20 protein-coding genes and 1 pseudogene are annotated in these 23,329 nt (G+C 71.1%); 8 read left to right on the forward strand and 13 right to left on the reverse strand.

All coding sequences use genetic code 11. From position 1 onward, the window contains the following. Positions 1-42 precede the first annotated feature (42 nt). Positions 43-333, reverse strand: coding sequence for a YiaA/YiaB family inner membrane protein (locus tag IEZ15_RS11470; RefSeq protein ID WP_189276305.1), 291 nt, complete (start codon positions 331-333; stop codon positions 43-45). Between the two features lie 91 nt (positions 334-424). After that, positions 425-1,576 (reverse strand): acyl-CoA dehydrogenase family protein, encoded by a 1,152-nt coding sequence (locus IEZ15_RS11475; RefSeq protein ID WP_189276306.1) that lies wholly within the window; start codon positions 1,574-1,576, stop codon positions 425-427. Positions 1,577-1,641: 65 nt separating this feature from the next. On the opposite strand from IEZ15_RS11475, the gene IEZ15_RS11480 reads away from it, so the two are divergent. Genes IEZ15_RS11480 through IEZ15_RS11490 form a run of 3 tightly spaced genes read left to right on the forward strand, consistent with a single transcriptional unit; the run spans position 1,642 to position 4,071 of the window. Further along, complete coding sequence (locus IEZ15_RS11480) at positions 1,642-2,316, forward strand: TetR/AcrR family transcriptional regulator (RefSeq protein WP_114243697.1); 675 nt, start codon at positions 1,642-1,644, stop codon at positions 2,314-2,316. A 15-nt stretch (positions 2,317-2,331) separates the two neighbouring features. Further along, entirely contained in the window at positions 2,332-3,054 is a 723-nt protein-coding gene (locus IEZ15_RS11485) for an ArsR/SmtB family transcription factor (RefSeq protein WP_373302547.1), read from the forward strand. A gap of 33 nt (positions 3,055-3,087) precedes the next feature. Beyond that, positions 3,088-4,071, forward strand: coding sequence for a DMT family transporter (locus IEZ15_RS11490; protein ID WP_189276307.1), 984 nt, complete (start codon positions 3,088-3,090; stop codon positions 4,069-4,071). 274 nt (positions 4,072-4,345) lie between these two features. On the opposite strand, the gene IEZ15_RS11495 is transcribed toward IEZ15_RS11490, so the two are convergent. The 9 genes and pseudogenes from IEZ15_RS11495 to IEZ15_RS11535 form a co-directional block, all read right to left on the reverse strand. Next, positions 4,346-5,425, reverse strand: coding sequence for a Zn-dependent alcohol dehydrogenase (locus tag IEZ15_RS11495; protein ID WP_189276308.1), 1,080 nt, complete (start codon positions 5,423-5,425; stop codon positions 4,346-4,348). A 51-nt stretch (positions 5,426-5,476) separates the two neighbouring features. Beyond that, positions 5,477-6,865, reverse strand: a complete 1,389-nt coding sequence (locus IEZ15_RS11500; RefSeq protein ID WP_189276309.1) for an aldehyde dehydrogenase family protein — start codon at positions 6,863-6,865, stop codon at positions 5,477-5,479. Positions 6,866-7,369: 504 nt separating this feature from the next. Next, complete coding sequence (locus IEZ15_RS11505; protein WP_189276310.1) at positions 7,370-9,256, reverse strand: ABC transporter ATP-binding protein; 1,887 nt, start codon at positions 9,254-9,256, stop codon at positions 7,370-7,372. A gap of 238 nt (positions 9,257-9,494) precedes the next feature. After that, a pseudogene (locus IEZ15_RS11510) lies at positions 9,495-9,733 on the reverse strand (hypothetical protein); the annotation flags it as partial. Continuing rightward, the gene (locus IEZ15_RS11515; protein WP_189276311.1) at positions 9,730-11,142 is read right to left on the reverse strand and encodes a CitMHS family transporter; all 1,413 of its coding nucleotides are present in this window, start codon (positions 11,140-11,142) and stop codon (positions 9,730-9,732) included. The gene IEZ15_RS11515 and the pseudogene IEZ15_RS11510, both read right to left, overlap by 4 nt. A 464-nt stretch (positions 11,143-11,606) precedes the next feature. Beyond that, positions 11,607-12,227: a TetR/AcrR family transcriptional regulator gene (locus IEZ15_RS11520; protein WP_189276312.1), complete on the reverse strand. Its 621-nt coding sequence runs from the start codon at positions 12,225-12,227 to the stop codon at positions 11,607-11,609. A 49-nt stretch (positions 12,228-12,276) separates the two neighbouring features. Next, complete coding sequence (locus IEZ15_RS11525; RefSeq protein WP_189276313.1) at positions 12,277-13,560, reverse strand: hypothetical protein; 1,284 nt, start codon at positions 13,558-13,560, stop codon at positions 12,277-12,279. Further along, positions 13,557-14,405, reverse strand: a complete 849-nt coding sequence (locus IEZ15_RS11530) for a cupredoxin domain-containing protein (RefSeq protein WP_114243707.1) — start codon at positions 14,403-14,405, stop codon at positions 13,557-13,559. Before IEZ15_RS11530 ends, IEZ15_RS11525 begins: the two co-directional genes overlap by 4 nt. Beyond that, positions 14,402-16,513, reverse strand: coding sequence for a right-handed parallel beta-helix repeat-containing protein (locus IEZ15_RS11535; RefSeq protein ID WP_189276314.1), 2,112 nt, complete (start codon positions 16,511-16,513; stop codon positions 14,402-14,404). The genes IEZ15_RS11530 and IEZ15_RS11535 overlap by 4 nt, the downstream gene beginning before the upstream one ends. Positions 16,514-16,635: 122 nt before the next feature. On the opposite strand from IEZ15_RS11535, the gene hmgA reads away from it, so the two are divergent. The 3 genes from hmgA (at position 16,636) to IEZ15_RS11550 (ending at position 20,105) form a co-directional block, all read left to right on the forward strand. Further along, positions 16,636-17,964, forward strand: a complete 1,329-nt coding sequence (hmgA, locus tag IEZ15_RS11540; protein WP_189276315.1) for a homogentisate 1,2-dioxygenase — start codon at positions 16,636-16,638, stop codon at positions 17,962-17,964. Positions 17,965-18,047: 83 nt separating this feature from the next. Then, complete coding sequence (locus IEZ15_RS11545) at positions 18,048-18,815, forward strand: GntR family transcriptional regulator (protein ID WP_189276316.1); 768 nt, start codon at positions 18,048-18,050, stop codon at positions 18,813-18,815. Between the two features lie 63 nt (positions 18,816-18,878). After that, positions 18,879-20,105 (forward strand): type ISP restriction/modification enzyme, encoded by a 1,227-nt coding sequence (locus IEZ15_RS11550; RefSeq protein WP_229845833.1) that lies wholly within the window; start codon positions 18,879-18,881, stop codon positions 20,103-20,105. Between the two features lie 22 nt (positions 20,106-20,127). On the opposite strand, the gene IEZ15_RS11555 is transcribed toward IEZ15_RS11550, so the two are convergent. Next, positions 20,128-20,835 carry a TetR/AcrR family transcriptional regulator gene (locus tag IEZ15_RS11555; protein ID WP_114243711.1) on the reverse strand — a complete coding sequence of 236 codons (708 nt, stop codon included), beginning with the start codon at positions 20,833-20,835 and terminating at the stop codon, positions 20,128-20,130. Positions 20,836-20,900: 65 nt separating this feature from the next. Here IEZ15_RS11555 and IEZ15_RS11560 point away from each other — a divergent pair, with 65 nt between their 5' ends. Next, positions 20,901-21,878: an ATP-binding cassette domain-containing protein gene (locus tag IEZ15_RS11560; RefSeq protein WP_189276317.1), complete on the forward strand. Its 978-nt coding sequence runs from the start codon at positions 20,901-20,903 to the stop codon at positions 21,876-21,878. 71 nt (positions 21,879-21,949) lie between these two features. Further along, positions 21,950-22,702 (forward strand): ABC transporter permease, encoded by a 753-nt coding sequence (locus tag IEZ15_RS11565; protein ID WP_229845850.1) that lies wholly within the window; start codon positions 21,950-21,952, stop codon positions 22,700-22,702. A 13-nt stretch (positions 22,703-22,715) separates the two neighbouring features. Here the strand turns inward: IEZ15_RS11565 and IEZ15_RS44595 are convergent, their stop codons facing one another. Next, entirely contained in the window at positions 22,716-23,174 is a 459-nt protein-coding gene (locus IEZ15_RS44595) for an alpha/beta fold hydrolase (protein WP_229845834.1), read from the reverse strand. Positions 23,175-23,329: the final 155 nt, after the last annotated feature.

Consider the following 23,329-nt stretch of genomic DNA (forward strand, 5'->3'; position numbering starts at 1 on the left):
CCCGAACCTGAGCAAGCGCTTAGGGTCCGTCCGGCGGGATCGTCAGAGCTTCTGGAAGGGGTCGTGCTCGGCGAGAATCTTCTCCAGCCGGGCCTGGTCGACCCGGCTGACGATCCGGCCCGCTTCCTGGCGGTCACGGATGACCTTGGCCAGGGTGAAGCAGGAGGTGACGAGGTAGAGGACACCGATCGCGAGGAATCCGCGGACCCAGGCGTCGGCGTCCAGGAAGTAGATACCGAGAGCCACCGCACCCATAGCCACCCCGAAGGAGGCGACGGCCTGGCCGTAGAAGGCCGCGGTGCCCTGCTGCTTGACCTGTGCTGTCTCACTCATGACGCCCAGCATCGGCCGACGTGGCGTGCGCCACATCCGCTCGGGTACTCAGCCCGGTACTCAGACGCCCGTTCGAGCAGCGGCGCGGGAGTCAGAACGCGGAGACCCCGGTGAGCGCGCGGCCGATGATCAGCTTCTGGATCTGGCTGGTGCCCTCGTACAGCGTCATCACCCGGGCGTCGCGCAGCAGCTTGCCGACCGGGTACTCGTCGATGTAGCCGTAGCCGCCGAAGACCTGGAGCGCGTTGTTGGCGGCGCGGACGGCGGCCTCGGACGCGAAGAGCTTCGCCTTGGAGGCGGCGGTGACGAAGGGCTTGCCGCGGTCGACGAGGTCCGCCACCCGCCAGGTCAGCAGCCGGGCGGCGTCGACGTCGACGGCGATGTCGCTGATGAGTTCCTGGACGAGCTGGTAGCTCGCGATGGACTTGCCGAACTGCTCGCGCTCGCCCGCGTAACCCACGGCGGCGTCGAGTGCGGCCTGCGCGATTCCGACACAGCCGGCCGCGACCGACATCCGCCCCTTGGCCAGGGCGGACATCGCGATGGAGAAGCCCTTGCCCTGCGGGCCCATGAGCGTCGAGGCGGGCGCGCGGACGCCCTCCAGGACCACCTCGGCGGTGGCCTGGCCGCGCAGGCCGAGCTTGCCGTGGATGGTGCGGCGGCTGAGGCCGGGGGTGTCGGTGGGGAGCAGGAAGGCGGATATGCCCTTGTGGCCGGGGGTGTCGTCGGTGCGGGCGAAGAGCAGCACGACGTCGGCCCAGGTTCCGTTGGTGATGAACATCTTGCTGCCGTTGATGACATACGAGTCGCCGTCCCGGACGGCCTTCGTCGTCAGGTTCCCGGCGTCCGAGCCGGTGCCGGGCTCGGTGAGGCCGAAGCAGCCGATCGCCTCGCCCGCGGTGAGCTTCGGCAGCCAGTGCCGCTTCTGCGCCTCATCGCCCCAGGCCGCGATCGTCTTGGCGACCAGGCCGAGGGACACGGAGACGATGCCGCGGACCGAGGAGTCGCCGCGGCCGAGCTCCTCGGTGACCAGGCAGTACGCGAGGTGGTCGCCGCCCGAGCCGCCGTACTCCTCGGGGACGGTGAGGCCGAGGAAGCCGAGGGAGCCCAACTTCTTCACGATCGACTTGTCGACGTTCTCGGCCCGGTCCCACTCCACGACATGGGGTGCGATCTCGCGGGCGACGAAGTCCTTGGCGAGCTGCCGGACGGCTTCCTGCTCCTCGCTGAGCTCCAGGTTCAACCTTCGACTCCCACACTTTAATTAGCACTGCTAGTTTTCTGCTTGCAGGCCCTACTATGTGCCGCATGGCCCGACCGCGCAAGCCCCTCCTCAGCAGAGACCGCATCGTCGAGGCGGCGAGCGCACTCGTGGACTCCGAGGGGCTCGACGCCGTCTCCACCCGCCGGCTCGCCGCCGAACTCGGGGTCAGCGGACCCTCGCTCTACAACCACTTCCGCAACAAGGACGAGATCCTGGACGCGGTCGCGGACGCCGTGTCCGCCCAGGTCGATCTGTCGATGTTCGACGAGTCGGACACCCGCGACTGGCGCGCTGCCCTGCACGACTGGGCCGTCTCCTACCGTGCGGCGCTCACCGAGCACCCGCACATCGTCCCGGTGCTCGCCCAGGGTCCGGGACGCCGCCCCGCCGGTCTGCGGGTGGCCGACGCGGTCTTCGGTGCGATGGTCAGGGCCGGCTGGCCGCCCGCCCAGGCGACGTACATCGGGGCCCTGATGCGCTACTTCGTCACCGGCTCGGCCCTCGGTTCGTTCGCCCGCGGCTTCGTCGACGACGAGACGGCGTACGACCCCGCGGACTATCCGCACCTCGGCCAGGCCCATCTGCTGGCCGACCGCCGCCGGAAGGTCGACGAGGGCGCGTTCGAGACCGGGCTGCGAGCGCTGGTCGACGGCCTCTGTCTCCAGTACGAGCAGCTGGCGTCCGCCGGGACTGTTCGGCCGGCACCGAAGCGTTCCTGACGCATTCTGGAACACATGGCACGCATGGCACACCCCGACCCGGCCGCACCCCGCCTCGCCGCCCTGGCCACGCTCCTCGCCGACGAGACCCGCGCGGCCTTCTGCCTGGCCCTGCTCGACGGCCGCGCCTGGACCGCGGGCGAACTGGCCAGATACGCCTCGGTGGCACCGTCCACCGCCAGCGAACACCTCGGCAAGCTCGTCGCGGGCGGGCTGCTGGCCGAGGAGCGGCAGGGCCGCCACCGCTATCTGCGGCTCGCCGACGAACGGACCGCGCATCTCGTCGAGGACCTGGCAGCCCAGGTCGTCCCCGACGCCGCGCCCGAGCGTCCGCGCACACTGAGCGCGGCGAGCGCCGGCAGCGCACTGGCTCGCGGCCGCACCTGTTACGACCATCTCGCGGGCCGGATCGGCATCGCGATCGCCGATGCCATGACCGTACGGGGGCTGCTGAAGCAGGACACCGGCTTCGCGCTCACCGACGACGGCCTCGGCTGGTTCGGCGGACTGGGTATCGCTCTGGAGTCGAGGTCGCGGCGTCCGCTCGTACGGAGCTGTCTGGACTGGACGGAGCGCAGGCCGCATCTGGCAGGGGTCGCGGGAGCAGCGCTGTGCCGCCATGCGCTGGATGCCGGGTGGTGCGTACGGATCGGGTCCGGGCGTGCGGTGAGAGCGACCCCGGACGGGGAACGGGCGCTGCACGAGCATCTGGGCATCGAGCCGGAAACAATTCGGTAGGTGCCGAACGGCCGCGGCCCTACGGTCGGGTCCATGACGACGACACCCGCCCCGGCGGCGACACCCGCGGCACATCGTAACTGGCGGGCCCCTGCCGCGGCCTGCACCACCGTGCTGCTGTGGGCCTCCGCCTTTGTCTCCATCCGCAGCGCCGGGGATGCCTACTCGCCCGGTGCGCTCGCTCTCGGCCGGCTGCTCACGGGCTCCCTGGCGCTGGGCACGTTGCTGGTGCTGCGGCGCGAGGGGCTGCCGCCGCGGGCCGCCTGGCCGGGGATCATATGGTCGGGCCTGCTCTGGTTCGGCCTCTACATGGTGGTGCTCAACTGGGGTGAGCAGCAGGTCGACGCGGGCACGGCCGCGATGGTGGTGAACATCGGTCCCCTCCTGATCGCGCTGCTCGGTGCCCGGATGCTCGGCGAGGGGCTGCCCGGCAGGCTGATCGCGGGCATGGCCGTGTCGTTCGCGGGCGCCGCCGTGGTCGGACTCTCGATGTCGGGGCACGGGAACGCGTCGGTGCTCGGCGTGGCGCTCTGTCTGCTGGCCGCGGTGGCGTACGCGGCAGGGGTGGTCAGCCAGAAGCCGGCGCTGCGGCACGGCTCCGCACTGCAGATCACCACGTTCGGCTGCCTGGTCGGCACCGTCGCCTGTCTGCCGTTCTCCGGTGCGCTGATCTCCGACGCCGCCGACGCACCCCTGTCCGCCACCCTGAACGTGGTCTACCTTGGCCTCTTTCCGACCGCGTTGGCCTTCACCACCTGGGCCTACGCACTCGCCAGGACCACCGCGGGGCGGATGGGAGCAACCACCTATGCGGTGCCCGCGCTGGTGGTGCTGATGTCCTGGCTGCTGCTGGACGAGGTGCCCGCGCCGCTCACCGTCGGCGGGGGTCTGCTCTGCCTGGCCGGGGTGGCGGTCTCCCGGATGCGTCCGCACACCGGCCTGCCGCGGAAGAATCCGGCACAGCCGGTGGAGGGACGCCGACATGACACGGAGCGCCGAGGAACCGTGCGACCGTAGGAAGAAGACGGAGAAGAAGTCGGCCGGGGCCCGGGGAAGCCATGCTGGACGCCCGCACCGAGGCGGCCCGCCACGGCGGCTCCGGACTCGACGGCTTCGCAGGGGCCGACAGCGAGGACGACGATCCGGTCCTGGTGACGCCCGAGGGCGACGGGGCTTCTCGGCGTGCGGCGGCTCCGTACATGACACCCGGACGGCCGCGACGAGGAGGGGCCGGGCACGGCGGAATCCCCGGCCGCCGTCGAGGGCGGCCGGGGCCCCTTCCGGGCATCGGTCAGAAGACCACCAGGGCCCGTCCGCCCCTGCCCGCGATCATGTTGTCGAAGGCCGCCGGGATGCCGTCCAGCGCGATCCGTTCGGTCACCATCATGGAGAGGTCGAACCTGCCCGCCAGGATGTGCTCGGCAAGGACCGGCAGGTCGCGGGCCGGGTCGCTGTTCCCGTACACACAGCCCGTCAGCGAGCGGCCCCAGTGGAAGATCTCCAGGGCGTTGAAGGACACCGGCTGGTCCCTGCCACCGATGCCGACGACCGTGGTGCGGCCGCCGCGGCGGGTGGAGTCCCAGGCGCCCCGGATGGCGGCGGGCCGTCCGACGCACTCGATCGCGACGTCGGCGCCCTGGCCGCCCGTGAGCTCCCGGATCGCGCGCGGGGTGGTGTCGGAGGCGATCACGTAGTCGGTGGCGCCCGCCTGCCGGGCCAGTTCCTCCTTCTCGGGGGACACATCGACGGCGATGATTTTCGAGGCGCCCGCGATCCGGGCGGACTGGAGCACGGCGAGGCCGACACCGCCGATGCCGAACACGACGACGGACTCGCCGGGGCGCACCCGGGCACTGTGGTGGACCGCGCCGTATCCGGTGAGGACCGCGCAGCCGAGCAGGGCGGCGTCGGTGAGCGGGATGCCGTCGGGGGCGGGCAGGGCGCAGTTCGCGGCGACGACGGTCTCCTGCGCGAACGCCGCCACATTCAGGCCGGGGTGGAGTTCGGTGCCGTCGGCGGTACGGGCATGGATGCCGCCCGCACCGGACAGCGCATTGGCGCAGAGCCAGACCTCGCCGATCCCGCAATGGTGACAACTTCCGCAGGACGGCGCCCAGTTGAGCACGACACCGTCGCCGGGCGCGACATGGGTGACGCCCTCACCGGCCGCGACGACGGTGCCCGCACCCTCATGACCGAGGACGGCGGGGACGGGCACCCGCACGGTGCCGTTGGACAGCGAGAGGTCGGAGTGGCAGACCCCGGCGGCGGCGAGACGGACTCGCACCCGGCCGGGTCCGGGTTCCGGGAGTTCGATGTCGGTGATCTCCAGGGGAGCTCCGACGGCGGGCAGTACGGCGGCGCGGACCACGAACAGGCTCCTTGACGGTCGGCAGCGGGGATCGGGGCAGGGAAGGAAAGGTCAGAACTGCAGCGACTTCGTCTGGAGGTACTCGGCGAGCCCGTGCGAACCGAGCTCGCGGCCGACGCCGGACTGCTTGTAACCGCCGAACGGGGCGAGCGGGTTGAACCGGCCCCCGTTGATGTCGACCTGCCCGGTGTCCATCCGGCGGGCGAAGGCCACCGCCTCGGCATCGTCACCCGCCCAGACCGCTCCCGCGAGCCCGTACACGGTGCCGTTGGCGATGCGCAGGGCATCGTCCTCGTCCTCGTAACGGATGATCGAGACGACCGGGCCGAAGATCTCCTCCTGGGCGATGGTCATCTCCGGGGTGACGTCGGCGAACACAGTGGGGCTGACGAAGTACCCCTGCTCGCGCGGGGCTTCGGGGCCGCCCGCGACGAGGCGCGCACCCTCCGCCACACCCTTCTCGATGTAGCCGCGCACCCGTGCGTGCTGCTTGGCGTTGACGAGGGGCCCGATGCGGTCGCCGTACGTGGCGGCGGCCTCCGCGGCGAGCGCGACCGCCTCGTCGTACCGGGAGGTGTGCACGAGCATGCGGGTCCAGGCGCTGCACGTCTGGCCGGAGTTGCCCATGACGTTCGCGATGCCGACGCCGACGGCCTTGGCGAGGTCCGCGCTCGGCAGGATGACATTGGCGGACTTGCCGCCCAGTTCGAGGGCGACGCGCTTGACGGCTGCGCCGGCCGTGGCGCCGATCTGCTTGCCGACGGCGGTGGAGCCGGTGAAGGAGACCAGGTCGACGCCCCCGTGCTCCGCGAGGGCCTGTCCGGCGACCGGGCCGAGGCCGGTGACCAGGTTGAACACGCCTGCGGGGATGGCCGCTTCGTGGACGGCCTCCGCGAAGAGCTGGGCGGTCAGCGGGGTGTCCTCGGCGGGCTTGAGGACGACTGTGCAGCCCGCCGCGAGCGCGGGGGCGACCTTGGCGACGATCTGGTGCAGCGGGTAGTTCCATGGCGTGATCGCGCCGACGACGCCGACCGGTTCGGCGTAGACGGTGGAATTGCCGACCTTCTCCTCGAAGGCGTACGAGGCGGCGAGTTCGGCGTACGAGCCGGCTACCAGGATCGGTACGCCCGCGTGCACCTTCTGCGAGAACGGCAGCGGTGCGCCGAGTTCGGCGGTGACCGTCTCCGCGATCTCGTCCTTGCGTGCGACGAGGACGTCGCGCAGGGCGGCGATCTTCGCGGCGCGCTCGGCGGGCGGAGTCGCGGCCCACGCGGGCAAGGCCTCACGCGCGGCGGACACGGCGGCGTCGACGTCCTCGGCGGTGCCTGCCGGGACATGCGCGATGACCTGCTCGTCCGCCGGATCGACCACCGCGATCAGGTCCGTGCCTGCGGCGGCCCGCCACTCGCCGCCGATGTACATCCCGTCGTGGGCCTTCATCGCGTTCCTCCCGAGGTGCCGTGGCTACGGCGTAGTCGTCCGCGCCCCAAACTAGCGCTGTTAGTTTTTGGGCGCCAGAGGCCATTTCCATGGCCCCCGTCACGGTGTCACGCCATGGGCCGAAAGTCCGCCCGTCCCGGCCGGTAATACGCCAGTAACGGCCTCCTCCCGGCGTCCGGCGCCAGCCCGCCCCACCCCGTGCTTCCCCTCGTAGGTCCGGGTACGGGGCCGGCTCCCCCGCACCCGTCCAGGAGGAGCACTCCATGCACCTGCCCCGATCCCCCGAACGGCTGTCGGAGACCGATGCCCGCACGGTGCATGTGGCCGCGTTCGCGGCGCTGGGCCGGGAGGCGGCGGCACACGAGGAGTTCGGGCGGGCTGCGGCCCTGGCCGGGGAACTCCCCTGTCCCGCGGGGGCGTTCGCGGTGGATGAGGCCGGCGGGACGGACTGGACCGCCGCCCCTGCCGGATTCCCCGGCTGGCCGGTGTTCCGGGCGGCCGTTGTCAGCCGAGCTCCGCGGCCTGCGTACCAGGGTTCTCGAACTGGGTGGTGTACAGCTCCTCGTACCGGCCGCCGGCCGCGAGGAGTTCTTCGTGGGTTCCCCGCTCCACGATCTGCCCGTCCTCCACGACAAGGATGAGGTCGGCCGCCCGTACGGTGGAGAGCCGGTGGGCGATCACGACTGCCGTGCGTCCGGCGAGCGCTTCGGTGAGCGCCTCCTGGACGGCCGCCTCGGAAGTGTTGTCCAGGTGGGCGGTGGCCTCGTCGAGGATGACGACGCGCTGGCGGGCCAGGAGCAGCCGGGCGATGGTCAGCCGCTGGCGTTCGCCGCCGGAGAGGCGGTAGCCGCGTTCGCCGACGACCGTGTCGAGCCCGTCGGGCAGCGAGGCGACCAGACCGTCCAGGCGTGAGCGGCGCAGCGCGTCCCAGAGGTCCTCCTCGGTGGATTCCGGCCGGGCGAGCAGGAGGTTGGCGCGGACCGACTCGTGGAAGAGGTGGCCGTCCTGGGTGACCATGCCGAGGGTGTCACGCAGCGTGTCGGCGGACAGGTCGCGTACGTCGATGCCGCCGATGCGTACCGAACCCTCGTCCGTGTCGTACAGGCGCGGCAGCAGTTGCGCGATGGTCGACTTGCCCGCGCCGGACGAGCCGACGAGTGCCACGGTCCGGCCGGGTTCGGCGCGGAAGGAGACCCCGCGCAGCACTTCGCTGCCGCCGCGGGTGTCGAGGGCCGCGACGTCCTCGAGCGAGGCGAGGGAGACCTTGTCGGCGGACGGGTAGCCGAAGCGTACGTCGTCGAACTCCACGGACACCGGGCCTTCCGGGATCGTCCGTGCGTCCGGCTTCTCCTCGATGAGCGGCTTGAGGTCGAGGACCTCGAAGACCCGCTCGAAGCTGACGAGGGCGCTCATCACCTCGACGCGCGCCCCGGCAAGGGCGGTGAGCGGCGCGTACAGCCGGGTCAGCAGCAGGGCCAGGGAGACGACCGCACCCGCGTCCAGTTGCCCGCGCAGGGCGTAGAACCCGCCGAGCCCGTAGACCAGGGCGAGCGCCAGCGCGGACACGAGGGTGAGGGCGGTGATGAAGGCGGACTGGGCCATGGCCGTGCGCACCCCGATGTCGCGCACCCTGCCCGCTCTGGCGGCGAATTCGGCGGACTCGTCGGCGGGCCGGCCGAAGAGCTTGATCAGTGTGGCGCCGGGTGCGGAGAAGCGCTCGGTCATCCGGGTCCCCATCGCGGCGTTGTGGGCCGCCGCTTCCCGCTGGAGCCTCGCCATTCGCGTACCCATCCGGCGCGCGGGCAGCACGAACACCGGCAGCAGCACCAGTGCGAGCGCGGTGATCTGCCAGGAGATGGAGAGCATGACGCCAAGGGTGAGGAGCAGCGTCACGACATTGCTGACGACGCCGGAGAGCGTGTTGCTGAAGGCGCGCTGGGCGCCGATGACGTCGTTGTTGAGGCGGCTGACGAGCGCGCCGGTGCGGGTGCGGGTGAAGAACGCGATCGGCATGCGCTGCACATGGTCGAAGACGGCGGTGCGCAGATCGAGGATCAGCCCTTCACCGAGGTTCGCCGAGAGCCAGCGGCCGACCAGGCCGAGCGCCGCCTCCGCGACGGCGATCACGGCGATGAGCAGGGACAGCCGTGTGACGGTGCCCCCGTCCTCGCCGGTCACGATCGCGTTCACGACGCGGCCTGCGAGGACGGGGGTGGCGACGGCGAGCAGCGCCGTCGCCACGCTCAGTACCAGGAACAGGGCGACCCGGCGCCGGTGCGGGCGGGCGAACGCGGCGATGCGCCGCAGGGTGTTCCGGTCGAAGGGGCGCCGGTCGGCTTGCGCGTTCATGACATTGTGGAGCTGCGTCCACGCGGTGGCTTCCATGCTCATGGAAGGAACGTACGACCTCCAGTGGACTTGAGGTCAACCGCCCGGAGTCGTCCGGTGCTCCTGGGGTCTCCGAGACCCTGATCCGCCGGACAGGACCCTGAGTCCTGTCCGGCGGGACCCGGGATGCCCTTGGGCAGTGGTCGGATCCGGCGGACGTGGTGGTCGAAGACGTACAGGTGCGCGAGATCGACCACGAGCGGGACCTGTCCGCCGGTGCGCAGCCGCATGTCGGGGCCGGTACGGACGGGGTGCCGATGAACGCGGCGACGAAGACACTCTCCGGCAGGGCGTGGACCTCGCGCGGCGGGCTCACCTGCTGGAGCCGTCGCGCATCACGGCGACCCGGTCGCCCAGCGAGAGAGCCCGGCAGGAGACGGCGGGCCACGCCGTCGACACCACCCCCTGCGCAAAGGCGAAGGCGATGACGAGGCGCAGCAGCCGGCTCCTTCCGGGCTCTTGTGTACGGGACACGGTCAGATGATTCCGAAGAGGAGTCCGGCGCAGAGCACCACGAGTGAGGTGAGCACGGCCCACTTGACGGTGAACCTGGTGTGGTCGCCGAACTCGACCTTCGCCATGCCGACGAGGACATAGACGGCCGGGACCAGCGGGGACGACATGTGCAGGGGCTGTCCGACCAGGGAGGCGCGGGCGATCTCCAGCGGGGAGACACCGTGGGCGGCACCGGCCTCGGCGAGCACGGGGACGACGCCGAAGTAGAAGCCGTCGTTGGACATGAAGTACGTCAACGGGATGCTCAGGATGCCGGTGACGATCGCCATGTGCGGGCCCATGCCGTCGGGGATCGCGCCGACGAGCCAGTCGGCCATGTGGTCGACCATGCCGGTGCCGGAGAGGACGCCGGTGAAGACGGCAGCTGCGAAGACCATGCCGGAGACATTGAGGACGTTGTCGGCGTGGGCGGCGATACGGGCCCGCTGGTCGGGCATGTGGGGGAAGTTGACGGTGAGGGCGAGGGCCGCGCCGAGCAGGAAGAGCACCGGGATCGGCATCAGCTCCGTGATCATCGCGGTGAGCAGCGCGACGGTGAGGCCCGCGTTGAACCAGTAGAGCTTGGGGCGCAGGGTGGCCCGGCCCGGGTCAAGGCCCTTGAAGCCCTCGTCCGCATTCGCTTCGTCGCCGTCCGCGCCCGTGCCCGTACCGCTTCCGCCGGAGCTCTTGCGGGTACGGTCGCTGCCGCCGCCCGTCCCGACGAGAACCGTCTCCGACTCCGTGACCGTCTCGGTGGCCAGCACCTCGTCGAGGGTGAGCGTGCCGAGCCGCTTGCGCTCGCGCCGGCCCAGAACGACGGCCAGGAGCAGTACGGCGACCAGTCCGACGCCGAGCGCGGGAATCATCGGGACGAAGATGTCGCCCGCGTCCAGCTTGAGCGCGGTGGCGGCGCGGGCGGTGGGGCCGCCCCAGGGAAGGGTGTTCATGACGCCGTTCGCCGTGGCGGCGACACCGGTCATCACGACCAGGCTCATCTTGAGGCGCTTGTAGAGCGGGTACATCGCCGAGACGGTGATCATGAAGGTGGTGGAGCCGTCACCGTCGAGCGAGACGATCGCCGCGAGCACCGCCGTACCGACCACGATCCGCATCGGGTCGGCCTTGCAGAAGCGCAGGATGCCCCGCACGATCGGGTCGAAGAGGCCGACATCGATCATCACACCGAAGTAGACGATGGCGAACATCAGCATCGCGGCGGTCGGGGCCAGATTGCCGACGCCCTCGATGACGTAGTCGCCGAGCTTCGCGCCCTTCCCGACGGCGACGCAGAACAGTGCGGGGATCAGGACCAGCGCCGCGATCGGCGACATCTTCTTCATCATGATCAGGACCAGGAAGGTCGCAATCATGGCAAAGCCGAGGATTGTCAGCATATGGGATACCTATCGCTCACCCTTGAACTCCCACCGGAGTCGGCGGTGCGGATGACGTTAGGGCGCGCCTCGCAGCGTTAACAAGATGTTGACATGCGAGCAATACGAGCAAAACCCCAGGTCAACGCGGGGATCACGTGATGGGCACAACCGGCAGAACCACCTGGGTCACAGCGTCGGGTGTCGCGGTAGGCGTCACCACCACCGGGATGCCGTTGAGCACAGCGGTGCGCAGAGGGGGCGGATGCGCAGGGCGGTGCGGGAGCTGCTGGGGTCGCGCGACATGGGCCCTCCCCGGGGCGGCGACAGCAGTGGCACGTACGCGGGCAGGCCCGGCCGAGCATACCGACCGGTACGCATGGCGGCGAGGTGTTGTCGCGACGATATCGCCGGGCCTCGAGGCGGGCGTGGGGCGGGCCGGAGGACGGGGCGGGGGGAGGGGTCGCGGCACGAGGCCCTCGCGGTCAGTCCAGGACTTGTGCGAGGTAGGCCCGGAGCAGGACGCGGGTCTCACCGACGATGGCCCGGTCGCCCGACGGGTCGGTACGGAAGGCGAGTTGGAGGAGGGCGTCGGCGGCCTCGACACAGACCAGGACGGTCCGGAGCAACTCCTCGTCGGGGGCGCGGCCGAGGTGTCCGGAGAGCAGTTCGGTGAGCCGGCCGGCGACCCGGTGGTTGGCGTCACCGGCCGGGTCGTCGTCGGGGGCCGGAGCGCCGAAGTCGACGAGCGCGAAGCCGGCCACGGAGAGCTTCATGGCCAGGTATTCGTCCAGGACGGCATCGATGGCGCTGCGCCAGTCGGCGGCCTGGATGGCGGCGAGGCGGGCGGTGATGCGTTCGGCGTAGCTGTCCAGGTTGCGCCGGGCGAGCGCATCGGTCAGCGCGCGCTTGTTGGAGAAGAACCGGTAGACGGAGCCGATGGGGACCTCGGCACGGACGGCGACGGCACGGGTGGACAGCTGCTCGTATCCGGTCTCGTCGAGGAGTTCGGCACAGGCGTCGAGTATCCGGGCGAGGCGTTCGGCGCTGCGCTGCTGCACGGGGGCGCGGCGGAGGTTCGTGTTCGCATGGGGCACGGGATCCATGATGCCGTGGGTCTCCTCCGCGGGTGACGGGTCGGTGCCGGTGCGACCGTCATGCGATGAGCAGGGACAGCCCGCCGATGGTGTACGTGATCATCAGGACCAGCAGCGGGAGTTGCCCCGCCACGGCGCGGCCGGGCGGGAAGAGGCGCACGGACCTGTCGTGGGCTGCGATGACGCCGAGTACGTGACCGAGGACGATCGCGGCGACCTGGAGCGTGGCGACGCCGCCCGGGCCGAGCGGCGGCTCGGGCGGGACGGGATTGTCAGTACCGGATGCCACCATGACTGTGCGTGACCCTTCGGTGACGAAGAGCGTGAAGTAGTGGGCGATGAGATAGCCGAGGGCGATCGGGACGAGTGAGTGCGCGAAGACGGTGAGGGGGTGGCGGAGTTGACCGGAGATCAGCCGGGTGGCGCCGGCGCAGAGGGCATAGAGCGTGGCGACGAGGGCGACGGCGCCCAGGAGCCCGAGCGTGGCCGCGGTGGTGCGGCCCAGGGGTGAGGTCTGGACGGTGACGATCCAGGAGGGGGCGTCCGAGAAGCCGTCGTAGGCAGTGGAGCCGAGCATGACGCAGACGGTGGCGACGAGTCCGGGGGTCTGCGGGGTGGCATCGAGACCGTTGAAAGGGGAGCGGAGTACGAGGCGGCGGTCGGTGGGGCGACGGCCGAGCGGGGAGAGCCGGGCGAGCAGCCCCGAGTAGACCTCGAAGGCGTCCGCGTGGTCGAACCATCCGGCGCCGTGGCGGGCGGCGCCTGCGAGGTGGACGGCGGCGTAGAGGGAGAGGAAGAGGAGGAGGGCGGTGGTCGATGCGGGGTCGGGGGCGACGAGTTCGAGCCAGGTGAAGGCCAGGAGCCCGGCCGCGGCGGGCCAAAGACCGAGACGTACGGGAAGGGGGCGGCCCGCGGCGGGATCACGGCCGAGCACGCGGCAGCCGAGGAGGTGGACGGTGCGGAGCGGGTTGAACAGTCGCCAGACGGGGCCGAGGAGGAGTGAGGCGGGGACGAGTCCGACCCAGAGGAGTACGTAGACGGCGCCGGGGGCCGGGTTGCGGTCCGGGTCGTCCGGGCCGAGGAGGAGGTGGAGTGTGACGAGCAGGGCAGCGGCCGACCCGAGTACGCGCACGGCGATACGGGTGGGGCGTGCGTCGGCGAGGCGCTGGACGGCGGCCGGGAGCGGGCGGCCCGCCCGGTCGCCGCGGAATCGGGAGGAGGACCAGAGCAGGCCGAGCGCGAGAAAGGAGACGAAGAGCGCGGCGAAGGCCCCGGCGAAGGCGTAGAAGGGGGACAGCGGAAGGTCGTGCTGGGCGCCGATGCCATGGGCGAGGACGCTCACCGTACGACGAGCTGGGTCAGGAGCAGGTCGGACTCATGTGTCTCGACTTCGAAGAGCCCGGTGCGGTCTGCGGTGAACGTGAGGGTGACGGTCTTTCCTGCGGGCAGCCGGGCCTCCTTGTCGTAGCCGTGGACGTGGAGGGTGTCGGCTTGGTCGCTGCGGACCCGGAGTTCGATGATCCGGCCCTTCTTGATCTCGGTGCGGCCGGGGGCGGGGCTGACCTTGCCGTGGGAGACGACGATCTCGAGTGCCGTGTCGGGCCGGGGCGTTTCCGGTCGGTGCGGCGCGGGGGCGGTGGGCTGTGCGGAGGCAGTGGTGAGGGAGGTGGTGGCCTGGATCGGGGTGGAGTTCACGGCCCAGGCGGTGTGGTCGTCGGCGTAGAGGCGGGCGGTGAGACCGGTGCCACCGCCGGAGCTGCGGACGAGGGAGTCGGGGAGGTGGTACCAGGATCCGTAGACCCGGGCGAGGGGGTGGCCGTCGAGGAAGAGGCGGGCGTGGCCGCGCCCGAGGAGAGCGGCGCCGCCCACGCTGTCCGGGGTGAACCGGAAGTTCCGCACGGAGAGACGGACGTTCCAGCCGTCCTCGGAGTCCCGCCGGACGGCGACCGTCACCTGGGGAGCGCCCTTGGCGTCGACCTGGCGCAGCCGGTGGCCCGATCCGTCGTCGGCTGCGAGGAGCCGGCCGACGCTGCCGACGGCCTGCTCATGGCTGGTGCCGGGTTTGTGGTGGGTGGTGGCCCGCCCACCACAGGCGCTCGCACCGAACACGAGGGCGCCTGCGGCGAGCACGGTGACGGCTGCGCCGCCCGGCCGGGCGAGCCACCGTCGCCTGCGGAGATTCTTCACGATGCATCTCCTTCCGGGGCGGGGGCCAAAGCGGTGGCCGGAGCGCCGGGCGCGTGCACGCCCGCGTCCGGAGCAGGGCCCTCTTGCGACGCGCCCTGCTCGCCCGGAACTCCCCGTTCCGTGTGCCGGGCGGCAGCCACGACGGCCCACACCACCCAGATCACCCCGAGCAGTCCACGGAGCCAGGCCGGGCTGAGGGGAATCCACGGGATCATGAACACGGCCTTGTCGAGGGCGTCGAGCAGGGTGAGCGCACCCAGGACCACCGTGGTCCAGCCCAGCCAGGGCCGGTCGCCCCGCAGCACCAGCCCGATCCCGGTCCACCACACCCCGGTCAGCAGCAGTGCCAGCGCGGGCACATAGGTGGAGGCGGGCCCCGTCGTCGATCCGGCCACATCCAGCCCGAGGCCGATCGCGCCGAGCACCGTGACCGCGGTGGCGAGTCCACTGCCGCGCAGTCTGCGCCACCACAGCACCCCGCCGACCAGCGCGAGCACCACCGCGATCGCCAGCGTCACCTGTACCTCGATGCGCTCGATGCCACGTGCTCCGTACCAGTCGCAGCCGGCCGGCAGCCGTCGTGCCTGCACGTTGTAGTCGGCGCAGACCAGCAGTTGGGCGAGTTTGACCGGTTCGCCGACGAGCCGGTCGGTGCGTCCGGACACGGCGCCGCGCTCGGAGCCACAGGTGGGCAGGGTGCGTGGGGAGGACGGCCCGGTGTCCGACTGCCAGCAGTTGCCTTCGCCCTGGCCGTCCCAGAACACGTCGGTGCGGTTGGGCCGGGAGTTGCCCGCCTTGTCCGTGCCGAGGTGGTTGCCCGCGTACCGGTTGTGGTGGGAGGTGTCGGTCTGCTTGGACAGCGCGCTCTCGCCGCGGATGAAGGCGGGGACCGCGGTCAGGAAGAAGGCGGCACGCTGCTGCCCGTAGATCCAGTTGTTCTCGTACAGGTTCCAGTTGCCGCCGGCGGTGATGATGCCTGAGCCCGGCGGCATGGAGATCTGGGGGCAGACGACCCCGTCCTCGTAGCCGCGGTCCGCGGGCGGCTTGGCGCAGGTCCCGTCGGCGACATACGGGTAGTAGTCGGCGTTGTTGTCGTGGATCAGGTTGCGTTCGAAGCGGGCATGGTTCTGCGGCAGTCCTGGGTGACCGGGGAAGGCGCTGTCCATCGAGGCGCCGCCCATGTTGTGGTCGAACTCGTTGTCGTGGACGTAGACGGAGTCGCCCGCGGTGCCGGAGTAACCGACCATGTTGTGGTGGCTGCGGCAGCCGGTGATCTCGATCGAGTAGCGCGGGACCTCGTAGCCGTACCCGTCGTTGATGTCGGACGCGCTGCCCGGGTAGATGCCGGAGTCGCCGTTTCCGTACGACTCGCAGTTCTTGTACAGCCCGTGGTCGCTCGCGAAGGTCAGAAAGCCGTACTCGTCGTTCCACCGGGTGAGAACGGAGTCGATGACGAATCCGTCCTGCGCGAGGACGTACAGGGAGTTGAACGTGGTGCGCTGGGCGGTGAAGTTCTTGAAGTAGATGCCGTGGGAGCCGTCCGCGCGGATCGCGTTGAGCTTCTGGTACTTGGCGTCGATGACGACGTCCGTGCGTTCGGCGCCCGTCCCCTCGATCTGGAGGTTCTTCTTGCCGAGGATCGCGACCAGGTTCTGGTTGTGCGGGCACTGCGTCTGCTGCGCGTAGGACAGGATCTGGTAGCCGAGCTGGGAATTGGGCGCCTTCAGGCGAGTGCACTCCCCCGCCGGTTTGGGCAGTGAGGGCTCCTCCTCGTACAGGCCGGGCAGGATCGCGATGTTCATGCCGGGCCTGCCGACCGCGTCGACGGCCTGCTGCAGATGGCGGTAGCCGGACCTCAGGCACCGGTCGAACAGCCGCAGGTTCCGGGCCCGCAGCCCGTCGGGGAAGCCGGATATGCGGCGCTCGAAGTCCGCCCGGTCGCTCTTGCAGACCAGCAGGTCCGGTTCGCCTGTGCGGTACACGGGGACGCTGCCGGTTCCGTCGGGCAGGGTGACCGGACGTTCCTCGTGCGCCTGGGCGGCCGGAGCCGCGAGGAGGGCGACGGCGAGCGCCGCCAGGACCACCAGAAGTCTTCGTGTCCACGACATGTGCGGGAGAGTAGAGCATTGTTCAACTTTTGGAACCCCCCTGCGCACCACGAATGCCGTTGACTCTCCCCGATCCGATTCCTACGGTTGTCCATAGGATTCCTTCGGCACCGGGAGCGCACATGAGCGGCATCGAGCAGGCGAGGAAGACCGCGGAAGGGCTTGAGCATTCCGCCGGTTTCGGCAATCAACACAGCTCGGAGGCAGTGCCGGGAGCGCTGCCGCACGGCCGCAACTCGCCTCAGCGCGCGCCCCTCGGGCTCTACGCGGAGCAGCTGAGCGGCTCGGCCTTCACCGAACCGCGGGCGCACAACCGCCGTTCCTGGCTCTACCGGATCCGCCCGTCGGCCGCCCATCCCCCGTTCGTCCGTAACGGCAACGGGGCGGTGCGCACCGCCCCGTTCACCGAATCCGTGCCCGACCCCAACCGGCTGCGCTGGGATCCGCTCCCCGAGCCCGCGGCCGGAACGGACTTCCTGGCCGGCCTGTGGACCCTCGGCGGCAACGGCGACGCGACGCAGCGTGCCGGCATGGCCGTGCACCTCTACCACGCCAACTCGTCCATGACCGACCGGGTGTTCAGCGACTCGGACGGCGAGCTGCTGATCGTCCCGGAGCGGGGCGGCCTGCTGCTCCGTACCGAACTGGGCCTGCTGCGCGCGCAGCCGGGGCACATCGCACTGATCCCGCGCGGCATCCGTTTCCGCGTGGAGCTGCTGGATGACACCGCCCGCGGCTATGTCTGCGAGAACTACGGCCAGCCGTTCACCCTTCCCGACCTCGGCCCGATCGGCGCCAACGGCCTGGCGAACGCCCGGGACTTCCTCGCCCCCGTCGCCGCGTACGAGGACGACGACCGCCCGGTGGAGGTGGTCAACAAGTTCTGCGGGAACCTCTGGTCCGCCACCTACGACCACTCGCCGCTCGATGTGGTCGCCTGGCACGGCAACCACACTCCGTACGTCTACGACCTGCACCGTTTCAATGTCATCGGCTCGATCAGCTACGACCACCCCGACCCGTCGATCTTCACGGTGCTGACCTCTCCGTCCGACACCCCCGGTCTGGCCGGCGTCGACTTCGTCGTCTTCGCACCGCGCTGGCTGGTCGGCGAGGACACTTTCCGACCGCCGTACTTCCACCGCAATGTGATGAGCGAGTACATGGGCCTGATCGAGGGCGCGTACGACGCGAAGACGGCCGGCAAGGGCGGCTTCGTCCCGGGCGGCGGCTCGCTGCACAACATGATGTCGGCGCACGGCCCGGACCGGGAGACCTTCGACCGGGCGAGCGGGGCGGAACTGAAGCCGCAGAAGATCGACGACGGTCTCGCCTTCATGTTCGAGACCCGCTGGCCGGTGACGGCGACCGGGCAGGCGGCGACCGCCGACCATCTGCAGCGTGGCTACGACGACGTGTGGCAGGGTCTGAGCCGCAACTTCAGGCCGTAGGCAACGACGCCGCTTCTCGGCCCCCGCGTCGTCGCGTCCGCTGTGTCGCAGTACGGAGAGACCAGGTGACCCAGGTGCCTCAGATGCCCAAGATGCCCCAGGGGCATGCCTTCGCCCCCGATTCGCTGGTCCTGAACCGCAAACTGCCGCTGTGGTATCAGGTCTCGCAGTCGTTGCGCGCCTCGATACTGGGCCGCACCAAGGACGCATCGGCGCGGCTGCCGACCGAGGAACAACTCGCCGCGCACTACGGCGTCAGCGTCCTGACGATGCGCCAGGCGCTCAAGGAACTGGAGACGGAAGGGCTGATCAGCAGGCACCGGCGGCGCGGCACCTTCATCGAGCCGCGCGCCCGCCGGGTGTCACCGGTCCGGCTGCTGGGCTCGATCGATGCGATCGTGGCCCAGCAGTCGGGCGAGCGGACCGTGGTCCTCGGCCATGGCCCGGTCGCCGTGCCGGGAGACCTCACCGAGTACTTCTCCGACTGTGCGGAGGTCGTCAGCTACCGCCGGCTGCGCCGCGACGGGGAGAGCGACGAGCCCACCAACTGGGCGGAGAACGCGGTGCATCCCGAGGTCGCCGCCCGGATCGATGTGGCCGATCTCGAACGCTGGCCGATGACCAAGGTGCTGCGCGACCGGGTCGGTGTCCGGATCGCGCGCATCACCGACACGGTCGAGGCCCGCCTCGCCGACCCGGCCACCGCCGGGCTCCTCCAGGTGCCGCTGCTGAGCCCGATCCTGTTCTACACGGGCGTGACGTACGACGAGAGCGGCCGGGTGGTGGATGTGGCGCAGATCCGCTACCGGGGCGACCGGTTCTCCTTCTCGGTGACGGTGGAGGCGCACTGACGGCCCGCCCTCCGGCGCCATTACGATGCCGGAGGGCGGCGTGGCGACGGGGAGGACGACACGGTGGCAGCACGGGCGACGGCCAAAGCCGGCGGGGACGACGACATCCCGCTGCTCGACGACCTCATGCCATGGTCCGTACGGCCTCTTCGGACCGGGCGCCCCTGGGTGACCGCCCCGGATGCCGGTTCGCTCAAGGCCCGTTGGGAGCGGCTGGTCCGGGCGGAGGCCGCCGAACGCGAACGGCTGTTCCGGCCCACCCGTTCCCGTACCCCGCAGACCCCGGTGGCGGCACTTCCCGGACAGGCCACCTCCACCGGCCGGTTCGCCCGCGAGACCGGCCCCTGCCCCGAGCCGGTACGGATCCTGCACGGCCCGTTCGACGAACAGTGGCTGCTCCCGGACCACCGGCTGATCGATGCCGCCCGCCCCGAGCTGTGGCGGGTCGCCGACGGGCAGCAGCTCTTCGTGGTCGAGCACGGTTGCGTACCGCAGGACACCGGTCCCGCCCTCTCCGTGACGGCGCTGTTGCCGGACGGTCACTCCCCGGCCGGCCGGCCGGGCCGCATCCGGCCGCTGTACCGGCGCCCCGGCGGTCTCGAACCCAATCTGGCGCCCGGGCTGCTCACGCTGCTGCGGGCCCGCCACGGGGATGCGGTCACCGATCGGTCCGTGCTGGCGTGGACACTCGCGGCGGCCCGCCCTTCCCCGGCCGGGTGCGTGGTGCCGCTGCCCGCCGACCCGGAGCGCTGGTCGGCGGGGGTGGAGCTGGGGCAGGAGTTGCTGCGGTTGCAGCTGCGCGGCGCCCGGGGCGGGGAGCGCCCGCGACTGCCCGGTGGGCGTCGCCCCTATGTGCGGGCCGCGGTTCCGCCTGTACCGACCGCGTTGGAGTACGACCCCGACGACGAGACGCTGACGCTGGGTACGGGCCGCATCTCGCCCGTGCCGGCCGGGGCGTGGGAGTTCCGGGTGGGCGGGGTCCGGATGCTGGAGCTGTGGTTCGAGCGCCGTGCGGCGGCGGCCGGAGCGCAGGACATGGACGGCCTGGAAGCGGTCGGGCCCCGGGCCTGGCCCCAGGAGTGGACCTCGGAGTTGCTGGAACTGATCGCCGTGCTCGCCCTGCTCGACGGACTCCGGCCACGGCAGGAGGGCCTGACCGACGGCCCGCAGATCACGGCCGACGACCTCCGCGCGGCGGGCGTCCTGCCCGTCCCGGCCACGGCCCGGCGGCCCGCATCCGTGCTCGACCATCAGGAGGAGGGCCCGGACGGGCAGTTCGCGCTGCTGTGACCGGGCGCCCCGGACCCACTCGCTACCGGTCGAAGGAGTCCAGCACCCGGCGCAGCGCCCGGTCGAAGACCCCGTCCAGATCGATCGGCCCGGGGTCCTCGGCGAATGCCGCCGCCATCCGCGGATACTTCCCGGTCGCGATCTGGCTGATCAGATAGCCGGTGCGCGCGGCGTGCTCCTGCTCCTCGGACCAGGGCAGCGACCGGCTGCGCTCCGCCGTGGCGATCTCGTTGGCCACATAGGTGGTGACCACACTGGTGACCATGGCGATGAGCTCCATCTTCTCGCCGAACCGTGCGTCGACCCCGTCCAGGCAGCTGAGCGAGTACTCCAGATACCGCAGGGCGTTCGGGCTGAAGCCGTACACGGGTGACATCAGCCGGGGCACCCAGGTGTGGCGCTGCATCATCTCGCGGGCCTGATGGGCCAGCGCGATGAGATCGGCGCGCCAGTCGCCGGACGGCTCCGGGAACTCGTACCCGCCGCTGACCGCGTCGAGCATCAGCTCGTACAGGTCCTCCTTGCGCGGCACGTAGTTGTAGAGCGACATCGTGCCGCAGCCGAGCTCCGCCGCGACCTTCCGCATGGACACCGCGTCGAGACCCTCCGCATCGGCGATGCGGACGGCGGCTGCCGCGATGTCGGCACGGCTGAAAGCGGGCCTGGGGCCGCGGCCCGCACGCTCGGGGCGCGCCCAGATCACTTCGGGTACAGCGGGTCGCCCCACCATTGATCATCACCTCTCCCACCCATCGTAGTTACGTACACCGTACGTAGTGCGGTACGGTAGGCCGCATGACAACTACGTACGGTGTACTTAGTGAAGGTCTGGAGAAGCACTACGGCGACGTCCATGCGCTGCGGGGACTCGATCTCGCGGTCGCCGAAGGCACCGTCTGCGGAGTGCTGGGGCCGAACGGCGCGGGCAAGACCACCGCCGTCCGGGTCCTCACCACGTTGACGGCCCCGGACGGCGGAAGCGCCCGGGTGGCGGGCCACGACGTGGTGCGCGAGGCGGGCGCGGTACGCGCGGCGATCGGCGTCACCGGGCAGAACGCCTCGGTCGACGGCGAACTGTCCGGCCGGCAGAATCTGCGGCTCTTCGCCAAGCTGCTCCGGTTCCGCGGCGAGGCCGCGCGCGCCCGCGCCGACGAACTCCTGGAACGCTTCGAGCTGACGGAGGCCGCCGACCGCCCGGCCCGCACCTACTCGGGCGGCATGCGCCGCCGCCTCGACCTCGCCGCCAGTCTGCTGACCCGCCCGCGGGTGCTCTTCCTGGACGAGCCGACCGCCGGACTCGACCCGCACAGCCGCAACCAGATCTGGGCGGCGGTACGGGAACTGGCCGACCGGGGCACGACCGTCCTGCTCACCACGCAGTATCTGGAGGAGGCCGATCAGCTGGCCGACGACATCGTGCTGATCGACCAGGGCCGAGTCGCCCATCGCGGCACCCCCACCGAACTGAAGGCCCGCATCGGCAGCTACGCCGAAGTGGTCGTCCCCCATGAATCGGCGCTGGTCCCGGCGGCAGGCGTGCTCGATCAGCTCACCGGCACCGAACCGGTACTCGACCACGAGCGCCGCACCGTGGGCGCCGTCGCGACCGACACCACGCTCACCCTCCCCCGTATCGTCCGCGAACTCGACGCGGCGGGAGTACCGGTGATCGACGCGAGCCTGCGCCCGCCGACGCTCGACGAGGTATTCCTCCGCCTGACCGACCGCGGCGACGGCCGCACCTCCCCGCCCCTGAAGGAGACGGCAGCATGAGCAGCACCGCACTGACCCACGAGCAGACCGTCACGCCCGCCACAAGCGCCCCGATCGCCGATGCCCTGGCCATGCTGGGCCGCCATCTGCAGCGGATCAAAGCAGCGCCGGGCGTAATGATCCTGACCCAGACCATGCCGATCACGATGCTGCTGTTCTTCGGGTACGTGTTCGGCAGCGCCCTGGCCATGCCCGGCCAGGAGTACCGCGCGTTCCTGGTGCCGGGCCTGCTGGCGGCGACGGCGGCCAACGGCATCATGGTCGGGATGTTCCAGGCCTCGCAGGACTGCCACCGCGGGGTGATGGACCGGCTCCGTACGCTGCCGATGAGCCGGGCCGCCGTACCGTTCGGCCAGACCGCGGCCGATCTGCTGACCACGGCCATCGGCATGATTCCGCTGATCCTGGTAGGACTCGCGGTCGGCTGGCGGATCGAGGGCGGTCCGCTCGCCGCCCTGGGCGCCTTCGGGCTGCTGCTGCTCCTCCGGTTCGCCACGTCCTGGCTGGGCTGCTGGCTGGGCCTGCTGATCCGCAACGAGGAGATCGCCGGTCAGCTGGGCAGCGCCACCTTCATCCTGCCGCTGCTGTCGAGTGCGTACATCCCGACCGACAATCTGCCGGGCTGGCTGCGGACGGTCGCGGAGTGGAACCCGATCAGCGCCATGGCCTCGGCCACCCGCGAACTGTTCGGCAACGCGTCCCCGGCCGCCGACGCGGCCTGGCCGGTCGCCCACCCGGTGGCCGGAACGCTCGCCTGGTCGGTGGTGCTCCTCGCGGTGTTCGTGCCGCTGTCCGTACGGCGTCACGCACGCGGCGGCGAGTGACCGCGCACCGCGCTCACCGGGGCAGCGTGGCGGGCCGGTCCAGGGTGCCGAGCAGGCTGATGAAGCCGGACTCCAGGAAGGCACCGAGTTCCGTCAGCGCATCGGGCTCGTCCAGCGGCCGGTTGGTCACGGCCTCCTCGGCGAACGCCATCCACGCCCGCGTGGCGATGGAGAGCCGGGGCGAGTCGGGCATCCCGAGCCGTCGCTGCCCCTCCTCCACCCGCCGGGCGAGGGTGTCCCTGGTCCCCTCCACGAAATCCTCCACCGCGGGGTGACTGCCGGCGGCACCGCGGACGGCCGGATGGTCCGGCATCGGCGGGATCACCGCGTCGGGCACTTCCTCCGGCAACCAGTGACCGGCCCCCTCGATCGCCTCGAAGCGGTACGGGCCGTCCACCCACTCCCCGGTCGACTCGGCCGCTTCGCGCCCGAGCACCCCGTCCTCACTCCCCCAGAGGTAGAGCGTCGGCACCTGGATCCGGCCGGCCGTGGAGATGAGGACGCCCTCGGGAGCGCGGTACCAGTTGAGGGTGGCTGTCGACGCACCCGGAACGCTCAGCCTGCGAACGCTCTCCTCGATCAGCGAAGGCGCGCTCCGGCCCGCGTACGCGGCCAGGTGATGCCCTC

It is taken from the genome of Streptomyces atratus (assembly GCF_014648655.1).
Lineage (GTDB): Bacteria > Actinomycetota > Actinomycetes > Streptomycetales > Streptomycetaceae > Streptomyces > Streptomyces atratus.

What these genes read in the sequence shown, in the direction of transcription:
- IEZ15_RS11490 (WP_189276307.1), top strand. Translation starts at nt 3,088, where the DNA reads ATGACGACGACACCCGCCCCGGCGGCGACACCCGCGGCACATCGTAAC.
- IEZ15_RS11560 (WP_189276317.1), top strand. Translation starts at nt 20,901, where the DNA reads ATGACAACTACGTACGGTGTACTTAGTGAAGGTCTGGAGAAGCACTAC.
- IEZ15_RS11480 (WP_114243697.1), top strand. Translation starts at nt 1,642, where the DNA reads ATGGCCCGACCGCGCAAGCCCCTCCTCAGCAGAGACCGCATCGTCGAG.
- IEZ15_RS11505 (WP_189276310.1), bottom strand. Translation starts at nt 9,256, where the DNA reads ATGAGCATGGAAGCCACCGCGTGGACGCAGCTCCACAATGTCATGAAC.
- IEZ15_RS11500 (WP_189276309.1), bottom strand. Translation starts at nt 6,865, where the DNA reads ATGAAGGCCCACGACGGGATGTACATCGGCGGCGAGTGGCGGGCCGCC.
- IEZ15_RS11535 (WP_189276314.1), bottom strand. Translation starts at nt 16,513, where the DNA reads ATGTCGTGGACACGAAGACTTCTGGTGGTCCTGGCGGCGCTCGCCGTC.
- IEZ15_RS11470 (WP_189276305.1), bottom strand. Translation starts at nt 333, where the DNA reads ATGAGTGAGACAGCACAGGTCAAGCAGCAGGGCACCGCGGCCTTCTAC.
- IEZ15_RS11545 (WP_189276316.1), top strand. Translation starts at nt 18,048, where the DNA reads ATGCCCAAGATGCCCCAGGGGCATGCCTTCGCCCCCGATTCGCTGGTC.
- IEZ15_RS11520 (WP_189276312.1), bottom strand. Translation starts at nt 12,227, where the DNA reads ATGGATCCCGTGCCCCATGCGAACACGAACCTCCGCCGCGCCCCCGTG.
- IEZ15_RS11565 (WP_229845850.1), top strand. Translation starts at nt 21,950, where the DNA reads ATGCTGGGCCGCCATCTGCAGCGGATCAAAGCAGCGCCGGGCGTAATG.
- IEZ15_RS11515 (WP_189276311.1), bottom strand. Translation starts at nt 11,142, where the DNA reads ATGCTGACAATCCTCGGCTTTGCCATGATTGCGACCTTCCTGGTCCTG.
- IEZ15_RS11555 (WP_114243711.1), bottom strand. Translation starts at nt 20,835, where the DNA reads ATGGTGGGGCGACCCGCTGTACCCGAAGTGATCTGGGCGCGCCCCGAG.
- hmgA (WP_189276315.1), top strand. Translation starts at nt 16,636, where the DNA reads ATGAGCGGCATCGAGCAGGCGAGGAAGACCGCGGAAGGGCTTGAGCAT.
- IEZ15_RS11485 (WP_373302547.1), top strand. Translation starts at nt 2,332, where the DNA reads ATGGCACGCATGGCACACCCCGACCCGGCCGCACCCCGCCTCGCCGCC.